The sequence below is a fragment of the Desulfovibrio sp. genome, from assembly GCF_035644575.1.
Classification (GTDB): domain Bacteria; phylum Desulfobacterota; class Desulfovibrionia; order Desulfovibrionales; family Desulfovibrionaceae; genus Desulfovibrio.
In genome coordinates, this window is the sequence record NZ_DASQOG010000167.1 from 1 (window position 1) to 14,380 (window position 14,380).

The 14,380-nt window shown below is 59.0% G+C and carries 12 protein-coding genes; 7 read left to right on the forward strand and 5 right to left on the reverse strand.

The features are described from left to right. Positions 1-35: 35 nt before the first annotated feature. The 6 genes from recA to VEZ52_RS09630 all read left to right on the forward strand — a co-directional run bounded on the left by recA (position 36) and on the right by VEZ52_RS09630 (position 8,047). Positions 36-1,118: a recombinase RecA gene (gene recA, locus VEZ52_RS09605; protein WP_324836613.1), complete on the forward strand. Its 1,083-nt coding sequence runs from the start codon at positions 36-38 to the stop codon at positions 1,116-1,118. 79 nt (positions 1,119-1,197) lie between these two features. Continuing rightward, positions 1,198-3,873 carry an alanine--tRNA ligase gene (gene alaS / locus VEZ52_RS09610; RefSeq protein WP_324836615.1) on the forward strand — a complete coding sequence of 892 codons (2,676 nt, stop codon included), beginning with the start codon at positions 1,198-1,200 and terminating at the stop codon, positions 3,871-3,873. Positions 3,874-3,883: 10 nt separating this feature from the next. After that, on the forward strand, positions 3,884-5,068 hold the full coding sequence (gene ahbC, locus VEZ52_RS09615; protein WP_324836616.1) for a 12,18-didecarboxysiroheme deacetylase: 1,185 nt from the start codon (positions 3,884-3,886) through the stop codon (positions 5,066-5,068). A gap of 275 nt (positions 5,069-5,343) precedes the next feature. Next, positions 5,344-6,330: a porphobilinogen synthase gene (hemB, locus tag VEZ52_RS09620; RefSeq protein ID WP_324836617.1), complete on the forward strand. Its 987-nt coding sequence runs from the start codon at positions 5,344-5,346 to the stop codon at positions 6,328-6,330. Next, positions 6,330-7,523 (forward strand): heme b synthase, encoded by a 1,194-nt coding sequence (gene ahbD / locus VEZ52_RS09625; RefSeq protein WP_324836618.1) that lies wholly within the window; start codon positions 6,330-6,332, stop codon positions 7,521-7,523. Before hemB ends, ahbD begins: the two co-directional genes overlap by 1 nt. A gap of 17 nt (positions 7,524-7,540) precedes the next feature. Beyond that, entirely contained in the window at positions 7,541-8,047 is a 507-nt protein-coding gene (locus VEZ52_RS09630; RefSeq protein ID WP_414649511.1) for an AsnC family transcriptional regulator, read from the forward strand. A gap of 78 nt (positions 8,048-8,125) precedes the next feature. Here the strand turns inward: VEZ52_RS09630 and VEZ52_RS09635 are convergent, their stop codons facing one another. Continuing rightward, the gene (locus VEZ52_RS09635; protein ID WP_324836625.1) at positions 8,126-8,872 is read right to left on the reverse strand and encodes a class I SAM-dependent methyltransferase; all 747 of its coding nucleotides are present in this window, start codon (positions 8,870-8,872) and stop codon (positions 8,126-8,128) included. Between the two features lie 561 nt (positions 8,873-9,433). Between VEZ52_RS09635 and VEZ52_RS09640 the strand changes: the two genes are divergently transcribed. Then, positions 9,434-10,576 carry a D-alanyl-D-alanine carboxypeptidase family protein gene (locus VEZ52_RS09640; RefSeq protein ID WP_324836619.1) on the forward strand — a complete coding sequence of 381 codons (1,143 nt, stop codon included), beginning with the start codon at positions 9,434-9,436 and terminating at the stop codon, positions 10,574-10,576. A gap of 94 nt (positions 10,577-10,670) precedes the next feature. Here the strand turns inward: VEZ52_RS09640 and VEZ52_RS09645 are convergent, their stop codons facing one another. The 4 genes from VEZ52_RS09645 to lepB form a co-directional block, all read right to left on the reverse strand. Then, the gene (locus VEZ52_RS09645; RefSeq protein WP_324836620.1) at positions 10,671-11,420 is read right to left on the reverse strand and encodes an SDR family NAD(P)-dependent oxidoreductase; all 750 of its coding nucleotides are present in this window, start codon (positions 11,418-11,420) and stop codon (positions 10,671-10,673) included. A 3-nt stretch (positions 11,421-11,423) separates the two neighbouring features. Then, positions 11,424-11,849, reverse strand: a complete 426-nt coding sequence (locus VEZ52_RS09650) for a MarR family winged helix-turn-helix transcriptional regulator (protein WP_324836621.1) — start codon at positions 11,847-11,849, stop codon at positions 11,424-11,426. A 165-nt stretch (positions 11,850-12,014) separates the two neighbouring features. Beyond that, positions 12,015-13,538 (reverse strand): YifB family Mg chelatase-like AAA ATPase, encoded by a 1,524-nt coding sequence (locus tag VEZ52_RS09655; protein ID WP_324836622.1) that lies wholly within the window; start codon positions 13,536-13,538, stop codon positions 12,015-12,017. A gap of 128 nt (positions 13,539-13,666) precedes the next feature. Then, positions 13,667-14,287: a signal peptidase I gene (gene lepB, locus VEZ52_RS09660; protein WP_324836623.1), complete on the reverse strand. Its 621-nt coding sequence runs from the start codon at positions 14,285-14,287 to the stop codon at positions 13,667-13,669. Between the last annotated feature and the right edge of the window lie 93 nt (positions 14,288-14,380).

Consider the following 14,380-nt stretch of genomic DNA (forward strand, 5'->3'; position numbering starts at 1 on the left):
GCGCTTGAAGATATTTTTACCCGGAGCAATGAGCTATGGCGAAGAAACCGGCCATGAGTCAGGAAAACGCGCGCGCCGAAGCCTTGGGCACCGCACTTGCCACCATCGAACGCAAGTACGGCAAGGGCGCTGTGATGAAGCTTTCCGACGAAGCCCACGTCAATATCCCCGTGATCCCCACCGGTTCCATCGGCCTTGATCTGGCCCTTGGCGTGGGGGGCATCCCGCGCGGGCGCATCAGCGAAATTTTTGGCCCGGAATCTTCGGGTAAAACCACGCTCACCCTGCACATTATTGCAGAATGCCAGAAGATGGGCGGCACCTGCGCCTTTGTGGACGCAGAACACGCTCTTGACATTGCCTACGCCAAACGTCTCGGCGTCATCACCGATGAGCTGCTTATCTCGCAGCCTGACTACGGCGAACAGGCGCTGGATATTGCCGACATGCTTGTGCGTTCCGGCGCGGTTGACCTTGTGGTGGTCGACTCGGTGGCCGCGCTTATTCCGCAGGCCGAACTTGAAGGCGACATGGGTGAAACACAGGTGGGCGGCCATGCCCGTCTTATGTCGCACGCCATGCGCCGCCTCACCGGCACCATCCACAAATCGCGCACGTCTGTCATCTTCATCAACCAGATACGCATGAAGATCGGCGTGACCGGCTACGGCAGCCCCGAAACCACCACCGGCGGCAACGCGCTCAAGTTCTATTCTTCTGTGCGCCTCGATATCCGGCGCATCCAGACCCTCAAGGACAAAGAAGAGTCGTTTGGTTCGCGCACCAGGGTCAAGGTGGTCAAAAACAAGGTTGCCCCGCCCTTCCGCAGCGCCATTTTTGACATTCTTTACGGGCAGGGCATCTCCCGCTCGGGCGAACTGCTCGACCTTGGCATTGAAGCCAAGATCATCGACCAGAGCGGCTCGTGGTTTGCCTTTGGCTCTGAAAAGCTCGGCCAGGGCCGCGAAAAAGTACGTGCGCTGCTGGACGAAAACCTTGATCTGCGCAACCAGATTGAAGCCAAGGTTGTGGAATTTCTGGGGCTGAACCCCAAGGAATTTGTACCCACAGAAGAAGACCTGGACGAAGGGGAAGCCCCCGCGCCCACTTACGAATAAAGGCCATTTTTTACCTGCGACCGCGCGCCTTGGTGGTGCGCGGTCGTTGTTCGCGCAGACCCCATTACGGAGCCAGTAAATGCTCACCGCCAAAGAAATACGCAGCCGCTACCTCGAATTTTTCAAACGCCACCAGCATGAAATTGTCGAATCCGGCCCAATCATTCCGCCCAACGACCCCACCCTGCTGTTCACCAATGCTGGCATGGTGCAATTCAAAAAGCTGTTTCTTGGCGAGGAAAAGCGCGCATACAGCCGCGCCACTACCTGCCAGAAATGCCTGCGTGTTTCGGGCAAGCACAACGACCTTGAAAACGTGGGCCGCACCGCGCGCCACCACACGTTTTTTGAAATGCTGGGCAACTTTTCTTTCGGCGACTATTTCAAGCGCGAAGCCATTACCTGGGCCTGGGAATTTGTAAGCAAGGAGCTTGAACTTCCCAAGGAAAAGCTCTGGGTCACGGTGTTCCGCGAGGACGACGAGGCCGCGGCCATCTGGGCCGAGGTTGCCGGGTTGCCCGCCGACCGCATCGTCCGCATGGGCGAAAAAGACAACTTCTGGACCATGGGTGATACCGGCCCCTGCGGCCCCTGTTCCGAAATCTATGTGGATCAGGGCGCAGACATGTCTTGCGGGCCGGACTGCGGCATCGGCAAGTGCGACTGCGACCGCTTCCTTGAAATCTGGAACCTCGTGTTCACCCAGTTTGACCAGTCTGCCGACGGTACCCGCGTGGCTCTTGCCAATCCCAACATCGATACGGGCATGGGCCTTGAGCGCATGGCCGCCGTTGCCCAGGGCAAACGCTCCAACTTTGACTGCGACCTGTTTCAGGAAATCATCCAGTACGCCGCCTCGCTCGCCAACGTGAGCTACAGCTTCAGCGCGCCCGACACCAACGATGTGGATACGGCCCTGCGCGTCATTGCCGACCACAGCCGCTCGGCGGCCTTTCTTGTGGCTGGCGGCGTGCTGCCTTCCAACGAGGGCCGGGGTTATGTGCTGCGCCGTTTGATCCGCCGCGCCCTGCGCTTTGCCACGCTCATTGGCGTAAACGAGCCCTTCATGTACAAGGTGGCCCGCAAGGTTACGGAAGTGATGGGCGACGCCTATCCCGAGCTGACCGAGCATGCCGACTTTATCGCCCGCGCCGTGCATGAGGAAGAACAGCGATTCTCCCTCACCCTGCAAAAGGGTCTGGAACTGCTGGATGAAGAACTGGCGTCCCTCAAGGCCGCCGGTCAGACGCAGATTCCCGGTGAATTCTGCTTCAAGCTGTACGACACCTATGGCTTCCCGCTCGATATCGTGACCGACGTTGCCGAAAAGCGCGGCTTCACCGCTGACGCCAAGGGCTTTGAAAAGCACATGGGTGAACAGCGCAAACGCGCCCGCGAGCATCAGAAAAAGGGTGGCCTGCTGGGTCAGACAGACGGCGCGAACGTGTTCAAGCCCCTGCTGGACGCTGGCGTAACCAGCACCTTTGTGGGCTACGAGCGCCTGACCGAAACCAGCCCCCTGACCCTGCTGCTCAATGCCGCAGGCGAAGAAGTGGCTGACCTCGGCGAAGGCGACACCGGCTACGCCATTACCGCAGCCACGCCTTTTTACGGCGAGGGCGGCGGCCAGGCTGGCGACATGGGTACGCTGGCAAGCACCTCCGGCGAAGCGCGGGTGCTGACCACCCACAAGCCCGCCCCCACCCTGCTGGTGCATGAAATTGAAGTGACCAAGGGCGAGCTGCACAAAGGCGGCGAGGCCACCCTCAAGGTGGACGCCGACCAGCGCAAATCCACTGCCCGCAACCACACCTGCACCCACCTGCTGCATGCTGCCCTGCGCCGCGCGCTGGGCACCCATGTGAAGCAGGCCGGTTCTCTGGTTGACCCGCACCGCCTGCGTTTTGACTTTTCGCACATTGCGGCCCTCACGCCCGAAGAACTGGCTGCGGTGGAACGCGACGTGAACCGCGCCATCATGGCCGACCTGCCTGTGGCCGCCAGGGAAATGCCCGTGGCCGAAGCCATGGCAACCGGAGCAATGGCCCTGTTTGGCGAAAAATATGGCGATATTGTGCGCGTGCTCACAGTTTCCGGCGCGGAAAAGGGCGAACCTGAATCCGTGGAACTGTGCGGCGGCACACACCTCGAACGCACCGGCGAGGCCGGGGCCTTCATGATCGTTTCTGAAAGCGGCGTTGCCGCCGGCACGCGGCGCATAGAGGCCGTAACCGGCTGGAACGCCTATGCCCAGGCTGTTGAGCAGCGCGCGGAACTTGCCGCGCTTTCGGGCATACTCAAGGCGCGCCCCGGCCAGTTGGCCGAACGCGTGACCGCCCTGCAAGGCGATGTGAAAAAGCTGCGCAAGGCCTCGGAAAAGGCCGCCGCCGCGCCTGCCACCGGGGCCGATCTGGCCGCCCGCGCGCAGGACGTCAACGGAGTGCGCATGCTGGCCGCCAAGCTTGATAATGTTCCTGTGAAAGCCCTGCGCGAAGTCATGGACGATGTGCGCTCGCGCCTCACCGACAATGCCGTTGTCTGCCTGGCAACGGCTGAGGACGGCAAGGTTGGGCTTTTGCTTTACGTTTCCAAAGACCTGCACGGAAAATTTACTGCTCCCGCGCTTATCAAGGACGTGGCCGCTCCCTGCGGCGGCTCCGGCGGCGGCAGACCCGACCTGGCTCAGGCGGGCGGCACAAAGGCCGATGGCATTGACGAGGCCTTTGCCGTGCTGAAACAACGCATCGAACAATAAGGACAAGGCCATGATAGGCATTTCCAAGCTGTATTGCGGACAGGTCGAGCCTTCCGACGCCCTGCGTTACGGACGCGAATCGGGCAAGCTGCCCTCGCACCTGCTGCAGTTCTCCAAAGATAAAAAGCCAGTTGTGGTCTGGAACATGACCCAGCGCTGCAACCTCAAATGCGTGCACTGCTACGCCCACGCCATTGAAGTTGACGGTTTGGACGATATCAATACCGCGCAGGCCAAAACCATGATCGATGATCTGGCGGCCTACGGCGCGCCGGTCATGCTGTTCTCCGGCGGCGAACCGCTGGTGCGCAAGGATCTGGTGGAGCTTGCCAGCCACGCCACATCCAAGGGCATGCGCGCGGTTATTTCCACCAACGGCACGCTTATCACCAAGGAAAAGGCCCGCGAACTCAAGGAAGTGGGGCTTTCCTACGTTGGTATTTCGCTGGACGGTATGGAAGCGGTGCACGACAAGTTTCGCGGCGTGCCCGGTGCTTTCAAAAAAGCGCTCGAAGGCATTGCCAACTGTCAGGCCGAAGGCCTCAAGGTGGGCCTGCGCTTTACCATCAACAAGCGCAACGTGTCTGAAATTCCCGGTATCTTCCGCCTGCTCAAGGATCTGGAAGTGCCCCGTGCCTGCTTCTACCACCTGGTGTACTCTGGCCGTGGCTCCGAACTGATCAAGGAAGATCTGGATCACGCCGAAACCCGTCAGGTGATTGATCTCATCATGGACGAAACCCGCGCCCTTTTTGACGCTGGCAAGCCCAAGGAAATCCTCACTGTCGACAACCACGCCGACGGCCCCTATGTGTGGATGCGCATGAAGCGCGAAGATCCCAAGCGTGCCGAAGAAGTGTTTGAGCTTTTGCAGTACAACGAGGGCAACAGCTCTGGTCGCGGCATCGGCTGTATTTCGTGGGACGGCAAGGTTCACGCCGACCAGTTCTGGCGCGACCACACCTTTGGCAACGTGCTGGAACGCCCCTTCTCGCAGATTTGGGACGACCCGCAGATTGAACTGCTGCACAAGCTCAAGGACAAGAAGACCCACGTCAAGGGCCGTTGCGCCAAGTGCCAGTTCCTGAACATCTGCGGCGGCAACTTCCGCGCCCGTGCAGAAGCCTATTACGGCGACGAATGGGCGCAGGATCCTGCCTGCTATCTGACTGATGAGGAAATCGGCATTAAATAGCGCTCCGGCGCAGCCCTTTTTCCGCTGAATGTGCAAGCATGGCGGCGCGCCCCGGTCGTAGCCCGCTACGTTCCGCCCAGGCGCGCCGCTTGTTTTTTATACGGACACAAGGGCATACTGACCCTGTGCAAAACACCCGGCAGCCGCTGTGCAAACAGCAGCAGTGATGACTGCCGCGCCTTTGCCATACAGAACATCTACTGCATCACCGGCAGCATTGCCGCACAGGCTGGCCAAGCACCGACCTGCAACTCGCAGAATAAAGGACAACAGCCATGACCACATTCCATAGAGGCCGCCGCCTTCGCGCCACCCCGGAACTGCGCTCCATAGTACGCGAAACCCCGCCCCTTCTGGTTGAAGACTGCATCATGCCCTATTTCGTTGTGGAAACTGACGACAAGGGCTTTCGCAAAGAAATAGGCTCCATGCCCGGTCAGTTCCAGCTCAGCCTTGCCGAACTGGAAAAACAGGTGGAAAAGGCCGTGGATACGGGCCTGAAATCCGTCATTCTTTTCGGCATTCCCGAACTCAAGGATGAATACGCCTCCGGCGCTTACGCCGAGGACGGCATCGTGCAGGAGGCCGTGCGCCTGCTCAAGCACCGCTGGCCCAAACTTTATATCATCACTGACGTCTGCCTGTGCGAATACATGAGCCACGGCCATTGCGGCGTGCTCATGCCTTCTGGCGAAGTGAACAACGACGCCACCCTGCCCCTGCTTGCCAAAACAGCGGTGAGCCATGCGGAAGCGGGCGCGGACATGGTCGCCCCCTCCGACATGATGGATGGTCGGGTAGCCGCCATCCGCGAAGCGCTGGACGAGGGCGACCTTACGGCAACACCCATCATGTCCTATGCCGTCAAGTATGCATCGGCCTACTACGGTCCCTTCCGTGAAGCGGCGGAAAGCGCCCCGGCCTGCGGCGACCGCAAATCCTATCAGATGGACCCGGCCAATGCCCGCGAAGCCCTGCTTGAGGCCTTTGCCGACCTTGAAGAAGGCGCGGACGCCCTGATTGTAAAGCCCGCCGGGCCTTACAGCGACATCATCCGCACCGTGCGCGACAATACAAGCGTGCCCCTGTGCGCCTATCAGGTGAGCGGCGAATACTCCATGATCCGCGCGGCTGGCCTCAACGGCTGGATTGACGAGCGCGCCGTCATGCTGGAATCCCTCACTGGCCTGAAGCGCGCCGGAGCGGACATGCTCATCACCTACTTTACAGAAACCATCCTGCGCGAAGGACTGGCACGATAATGAGCAATCATCCACACAACATGGGACACCCAGGCGGACATCCGAGCGGGCACTCCGCAGGCGCTGCGGGCAATCCTTCCTCCGGGCATCCGGACGGCATATCCGCCCCCCTGCGTACCCTTGAAGACGGCAGCCCTGCCTGTCGCCTCATCGCCTGGGAAGTGACCCGCTCCTGCAATCTGGCCTGCAAGCACTGCCGTGCCGAGGCCCACACGGAGCCATACCCCGGCGAGCTTTCTACAGAGGAAGCCAAGGCCCTCATCGATACCTTCCCGCAGGTGGGCAAGCCCATCATCATCTTTACGGGCGGCGACCCCATGATGCGGGCCGACGTGTACGAGCTGGTGGCCTATGCCAACAGCAAGGGGCTGCCCTGCGCCTTTTCGCCCAACGGCACCCTCATAACCCCCGAAAACGCGCAAAAAATCAAGGATGCCGGAGTCAACCGCTGCTCCATCTCCATCGACGGGCCGGACGCCGCCAGCCACGACAGCTTCCGGGGCGTACCCGGCGCGTTTGAAGCTTCCCTGCGCGGCATCGAATACCTCAAATCCGTGGGTGTGCCCTTTCAGATCAACACCACGGTCACGCGCAACAATCTGAGCAGCTTCAAAAAGATATTCGAGCTGTGCGAGCGCATCGGCGCTGCCGCATGGCATATCTTTTTGCTGGTGCCCATGGGCCGCGCCTCCGGCCTGGCCGATCAGGTCATCACCGCGCAGGAATACGAAGACGTGCTGCACTGGCTGTATGATTTCCGCAAGAGCACCAACATGCATCTCAAGGCCACCTGCGCGCCGCACTACTACCGCATCATGCGCCAGCGCGCCAAGGAAGAAGGCATCAGCGTTACGCCCGAAACCTTCGGTATGGACGCGCTCACGCGCGGCTGCCTTGGCGGCACGGGCTTCTGCTTTATCAGCCACGTGGGGCAGGTACAGCCCTGCGGCTACCTTGAACTGAACTGCGGCAACGTGCGCGAAACGCCCTTTCCGCAGATATGGCGCGAGAGCAAATACTTTTTGCAATTCCGCGACCAGTCCTGTTACACGGGCAAGTGCGGCGTGTGCGAATACCACAAGGTCTGCGGCGGCTGCCGCGCCCGCGCCCACAGCATGGACGGCGACCACATGGGTGAAGAACCCCTGTGCACCTATATTCCGGCCAAACTGCGCCGCAAGGAAAACCCCTGAGCCACACGAGGAACGCCATGACGCAGCCCACTGCCCACGCGGCCACCCCTGCCACCACAGAAACGCTGATGGACAGCCTTGACCGCCAGCTGCTGGATATCATCCAGACAGGCTTTCCCCTCACCCCGCGCCCCTATGCGGATTTGGGCCAGATGCTCGGCATCGGTGAGGAAGAAGCGCTCGAACGTGTGCGCGGCCTCAAGGCCCGCAAGATCATCCGCCGTCTGGGTGCCAACTTCCAGTCGGCCAAGCTGGGCTTTGTGTCCACCCTGTGCGCCGCCAAGGTGCCAGCTGAAAAGATGAACGACTTTGTGGCGCGGGTAAACGCCTGCCCCGGCGTGACGCACAACTATCTGCGCGAGCATGCCTACAACATCTGGTTCACGCTTATCAGCCCCTCGCGGGAGGAAAGCCAGGCCACGCTTGATGCCCTCACCGAGGCCACCGGCATTGCCATTCTTAACCTGCCTGCAACCAAACTGTATAAAATCCGTGTGGATTTTCGCATGGATGCAGACGCCTGAGATACTACAGCCCATTGAAAAAGCCGGTGCTTTCGATTTTTGCGAAAGCACCGGCTTTTTCATGCCTGTAGTTGTTGATTACCGCTCCATGAGCGCAAACACGCCCCAGCCAAGATACTCGCGCGTATACATGGCGTAACGCTTTGGCTCGTTGGTCAGCTGGGCGCGAACTTCTTTGGCAAAGTCGTCATCCGGGTTGGCCTCAAGCCAGCGCCGCATGGTCAACCACTTGGCAGCTTCGTATCTGTCCCAGCCATCCTGATTTGCCAGAACCATTTCCACAACATCATAGCCAAGGTTGACGAAGGATTCGATGAGACCAGGCAGGGTGAGAAAGTCGGCAATGGCAGTTGCGCCGCAGCCTTTGGCAATGTCTTCCGTGGGCGGCATACAGCGCCAGTACGGCTCGCCAATGAGGATTATCCCGCCGGGTCTAAGGCTTTGCCTCAAAAGCTCAATGGTGCCCGCAACGCCGCCGCCTATCCATGTGGCCCCAACGCAGGCGGCCAGATCAACCTTTTCAGCCACAACGTGGCCCGCAGCGTCAGCGTGGACAAACTCCACCTGCCCAGCAACGCCAAGCTCTTGCGCGCGGAACCGTGCCTGCCCGCAAAACAGTGGGCTCATGTCTACGCCAAGGCCTGTGATGCCGTAATCACGCGCCCATGTGCAGAGCATTTCGCCCGATCCGCTGCCAAGGTCGAGCACGCTGGCTCCCGGTTTGAGCCGCAACGCGGCCCCGAGGGTAGCAAGCTTTTCTGGAGTGTACGGATTATGGATGCGGTGTTCGCTTTCCGTAATAGTGAAAATACGTGGAATATCCAACACTGTAGCCTCCTTGCCATATTTCATGTCATTCGAGATATGGAGTGCTATACGCCATTCAATAGTCAATTTGCATGTTGCAAAAAATCAAAGACACTTCATTCCGTTTTTTATAGCTATGATAGACGTGCAGTCATCCATTGCGCGCCAACCATGCACTTTCATCCTATGCAATACTGATTACAAAAGCATTCTACTTGTCATTTCAGAAATAAATAATCGCAACACTTCAATCATACATCGATTAGTCAGTAATCACCAGACCAGACAATGAATCATTTGCTCCCAGATATGACCTGAAATGGAGTCTAAGCAAAATCCTCCCCACCGGACCAACGCAACGTCGCGCAAAAATCACGCAAAGCGGGGAAGCACTGCCTGCTTGCCATAACTGCCCATCTTTAGTACACAAGCATTGCGTTATTCCATTTAGTAAATCTCTAAACTTTTTCTCGTGGCTTCCCTCAACACATACGCCCGCGACCCCTCGGCCCAGCCGTTGTAGCCGCGTAGCGCAGCGCACTTGAGGCTTGACGTCCAGCCAACGCATAAGGACTGTGCATGACCAGCACCCGTCGTTTTTGCCTGCCGCTCCGCACGCTCTTTGCCATCGCCGCCCTGCTTTGTGCAGCTCTACTGTCACACCCAGGCGCTGCTGTTTCGGCCCCGGCCGTTCCGCCGCAAAGCTCTCTTGGCGTATGCTCCGCCATCTTATACGACCTTGACCGCGATGCCATACTATTTGAGCAAAATGCCGACCAGCGCATTCCCCCTGCCTCGCTGACCAAGATCATGTCCATGTTTCTTGCCATGGATCAGATCAATTCCGGCCTGGCCCGTAGTGACAATACCACCACGATCAGCCGCAATGCGGCCCGCACCGGTGGCTCACGCATGGGCCTCAACGAGAATGAGCAAGTTACGATCGAGCAGCTCCTCACGGGCATGGCTGTTTCTTCCGGCAACGATGCCAGCACGGCAATGGCCGAGTATGTGGGCGGCTCCGTGCCCGCATTCATCAACATGATGAACGCCAAGGCTCGTGATCTGGGCATGCGCGACAGTTACTTTGTCAATCCGCATGGCCTGCCTGCCAAGGGGCAGTACACCACCGCTCGCGACATGCTGACCCTTGCCCGCGCCTATCTGCATGCCTACCCCGATGCGCTGCGCTTCCATAACACCCATGTGCTGAACTACCGGGGCCGCGTCACCTGGAACAAAAACCCCCTTCTTGGGCAGTATCCGGGCGCTGACGGCCTTAAAACCGGCTGGATCAATGCCTCGGGCTACAATCTGGTTTTTACGGCGCTCAAGGGCGACAAACGCCTGCTGGCCGTTATCATGGGCGCGCCTGATTCGCAGATCCGCAGCATTGAGGCCTTTCGCCTGCTGGATGCCGGTTTTGAAGTGTGCAACAGCGAGGCTCCCACAGTGGTGGCCGCTCTGGACACCTTGCCGCGCGAAAAGTATCACCCCGACATCCGCAAGAATGCCCGCGAGGCATACCATCAGTTTGCCGGAAATGACCGGGGCGAGGGAGCCCAGACCGTACACCGCGCCAAAGCCACAAACCACAGCAAGCAGGCAAAGGCCACCAAGACGGCCAAGAACAAAAAGAAGAACGTGGAAAAAGTCGCCCGCCAGCGCAGCAATGACAATGACGGACAGGCCGCCCGCCGCGTTGCCAACAACGCCAGCTAAAGCAAAGCCGTGCGACTGGAAATTTTGAAGGCCCGTGAACCACAAAGGTTCACGGGCCTTTCTTATAAAACCACAGGGGGAGAGACGTTCCGCGCTATTGCGCGGTGTAACCACCGTCTACAGTATAACAACCGCCGGTGATGAACGATGCTTCATCTGAAAGCAAAAAAGCCGCCAGCTTGCCCACCTCTTCCGGTTTCGCCATCCGCTTCATGGGATGAGTTTCCGCCATCATCTGCCGAATGCTTTCCGGCAACTCTTTCATCCTGGGTGTATCAACATATCCTGGAGCCAACGCGTTTACGCGCACACCTTTTTCTGCAAATTCCAGCGCAACAGATTGCGTCAGCCCCACAACCCCATGTTTGGCGCAAGTGTAAGGGGCAATCCCTGGAATTCCCACCATGCCGTTGACGGCGGAAAGATTGACCACCGCGCCGCCTCCGTTCCTGAGCATGGCGGGGATAGCATACTTCATCCCGTAAAAAACACCGCTCAGATCCGTCTGGATAACTTCCTGCCAGTCTTCCACATCATAATCGCATATGGAGACGCCATGCGGCCCGGTTATGCCCGCATTGTTCACAAGATAGTCAATTCTTCCAAACTGTTCCATGACGGAATCAATCAGTTTTTTAACCGAAGCGTGTTCCTTGACATCAGCAACCATGGGGAAAACTCGCTGCCCGGATGGATCCATGTTCCGCGCCGTGGCCTCGATAGCCGTACTATCCCTGGCCGTTATAACCACTGTAAGCCCTCGGTCGTAAAGCTCCCGAGCGATGGCTTCACCAACCCCGGTGGAAGCGCCTGTAACTATGGCGATATCGCCGCTGAATTTCATTGCTTATGCCTTTCCCTTGGCGGACGAAGCCACGATTTTGCGGCAAAGGGTCGCAAAGGTTTCGCGTTCCTGTTCCGACAAGGCGGATTCGATGATGCCCAACAGTTCTTTTCTGAATTTTTCCGATCTGTTAAGAAAATCCCTTCCGTCGGAAGTGATTGAAATGTCGTAACTGCGCCTGTCGGTTCCGCTTTTCTTTTGCACAATATAATTTTTATCCAAGAGCCTTTTGGTAAGCTTGGATGTGCCGGATTGCGAAATTCCACGCAGGGCGGCCAGCTCCGTGGTGGTTTTGCTGCCGTTCTCCGCAAGGGCAGCAAGAATTTCGTATTGCGCTGTGGTGATGCCTTCAACATTGAGACGGTTAAGAGTGCTGATTACCAAACATTGAAAGGGTATGTACGATTTTTCCAGCATGTCGTTTTCCATAAACACCTCACATACAGAACCGAAGAAATATATTCCTCGGTTGATATATGACCATGTCATGTATTAGTCAAGAACACTTCGCACCATGGTGTGCCTCTGGATTAGGGCTGACCAAGGGAGTGAGCGTTCTTAAAATTTGTGGGATGTTGCTGTGTAAAAAAAGAATCAGCCCCTGTCCAGCACACGGAGCGACACGGCTTCGGCCAGATGCCGCGTGGCAATGCTGGCGGCATCGTCCAGGTCGGCAATGGTACGGGCCATGCGCAACACTCTGGCGCATGCCCGCGCGGAGAGGGAAAGACGGTTGACCGCAGCCTCCATCAAGGCATGACCTTCGGCATCCAGCGCGCAATGCTGATCAAGCAACGCGCCGGAAAGCTCCGCGTTACAGCGCGGCCCGTTGTTGCCGTAGCGCGCCCGCTGGGTTGCCCGGGCCTTGAGCACTCGCTCGCGCATCTGGGCCGATGAAGCGCCGCTGCCGGAACCGCGAAAATCCGAATAGGCCACAGCAGGCACTTCCACATGCACGTCAATACGGTCAAGCATTGGGCCGGAAAGGCGCGACTGATAGCGCACCCGTTGTTCCTCACGGCAGGTGCACTGGTGCGTCGGGTCGCCGTAATAGCCGCAGGGGCAGGGATTCATGGCCGCCACCAGCATGCAGGCAGCGGGAAAGTTCACGCTGTGCGCGGCGCGCGCAATGGCCGCAACGCCGCCTTCCAGGGGTTGGCGCAGCGCCTCAAGGGCTGTTTTGCGAAATTCCGGCAGTTCGTCCAGAAACAACACCCCTCGGTGGGCAAGGCTCACCTCGCCGGGGCGTGGATACCCCCCGCCGCCCACCAACGCCACATCGGATATGGTGTGGTGCGGCGCGCGAAAGGGGCGCGCACGCATGAGCCCCGCCTCGGGCGGCAGCTTGCCAGAAACGCTATAAATCTTGGTAACTTCCAGGGATTCTTCAAAGTCCAGGGGCGGCAAAATAGTGGGCAGGCGCTGAGCCAGCATGGTTTTGCCGCTGCCGGGCGGGCCGATGAGCAGCACGTTATGCCCCCCCGCTGCTGCTACTTCCAACGCTCGTTTGGCGGCCTCCTGCCCTTTAACCTCGGCATAGTCCTGCCCGTAAGCCGGAGCCTCAAGAGTATCAACCATGGGTTCGCACAGCGGCTCCAGCGGCTCCGCGCCAGCCAGAAAGGCCGCGCAGCGGCCAAGCCCCTCGGGCGCAAACACTTTGAGTCCGCGCACAACCGCAGCTTCCGCGCCGTTGCCTGGGGGCACCACCAAACCTGCGGCCCCCTGCTCCCGCGCCAGCAAGGCCAGGGGCAGTACGCCGCTCACCGGGCGCAACGCCCCATTGAGCGAAAGCTCGCCCGCGAGGTACATACCCTGTAAAGGCTCCGCAGGTATAATCCCCGCAGCGGCCAGCAATCCAACGGCCAGCGGCAGGTCATAGCTTGCGCCGCTCTTGCGCCGCCACGCCGGGGCAAGGTTTACCGTAATCCGCGCCGGGGGCAGCTTGAAGCCGCAGGCGCGCAAGGCGGCAAAGACCCTGTCCTTGGCCTCGCGCACCGCTGTTTCCGCCAGCCCCACCATGGTGAAGCCGGGCAGTCCCTGCCGCACGAAGTCCACTTCCAGTTCCACGGGGTAGGCATCCACACCCTCAACCCCGCCGCTGTTCAAACGGACAACCATGCGCTCTCCTTGACCCGCAAATGATAAGCGGCGCGGATTGTTGCATCTCCCCGCGCCGCAAAAATCTTGCCGTCAGGCGCACCGGACAAATCCCCTCCGCGCCTGCAAGCAGAATGTACCGCCAGATGCTATTGCACGGCCTTGCCGATGCGATCCCAGCGGATATCGCCCAGACCGCCCCACGACCAATAGATGCGCCAGGCTTTGGCGCGTATGGCGCTACGGTCCACAAGGCCCCAGAAGCGCGAATCCATCGAGTTGTCGCGGTTGTCGCCCATGACAAAATACTTGTCCGCGGGCACGGTGATCGGGCCGAAATTGTCGCGCACCGGCTGGATGCGGTCAGGCTCGGTAAAGCGGATGTAGGATTCCTTTACCGGTTCGCCGTTGCGGAACAGCTGCTTGTTGCGCACCTCAATGGTGTCGCCGGGCGTTCCAATGATGCGCTTGATGTAGTCCACGCTGGGATCATTGGGGTATTCAAAAATGATGATGTCACCCTTGACCGGGTCGCTCCCCTTGTAAATGTAGGAGTGGGTAAAGGGAATCTTGATGCCGTAGGAAAACTTGCTTGCCAGCAGGTGATCGCCCACAAGCAGGGTTTTAACCATGGATTCCGAAGGAATCTTGAATGCCTGCACCACAAAGGTGCGGATGACCAGAGCCAAAATTAGCGCGACGAACAGAGCTTCGCCGTATTCCCGCCACAGGGGTTTGGGGGGGCGCTGTGATTGCAGAAGCATTGCCATGTGCGAATATTCCTCATGTGCCCTTGGGGCTGGTGAGCGTTACATTTTCGGTCGCAAAGTATGCCCTGATGCGAAAGTAAAGGCAAGGAGCAG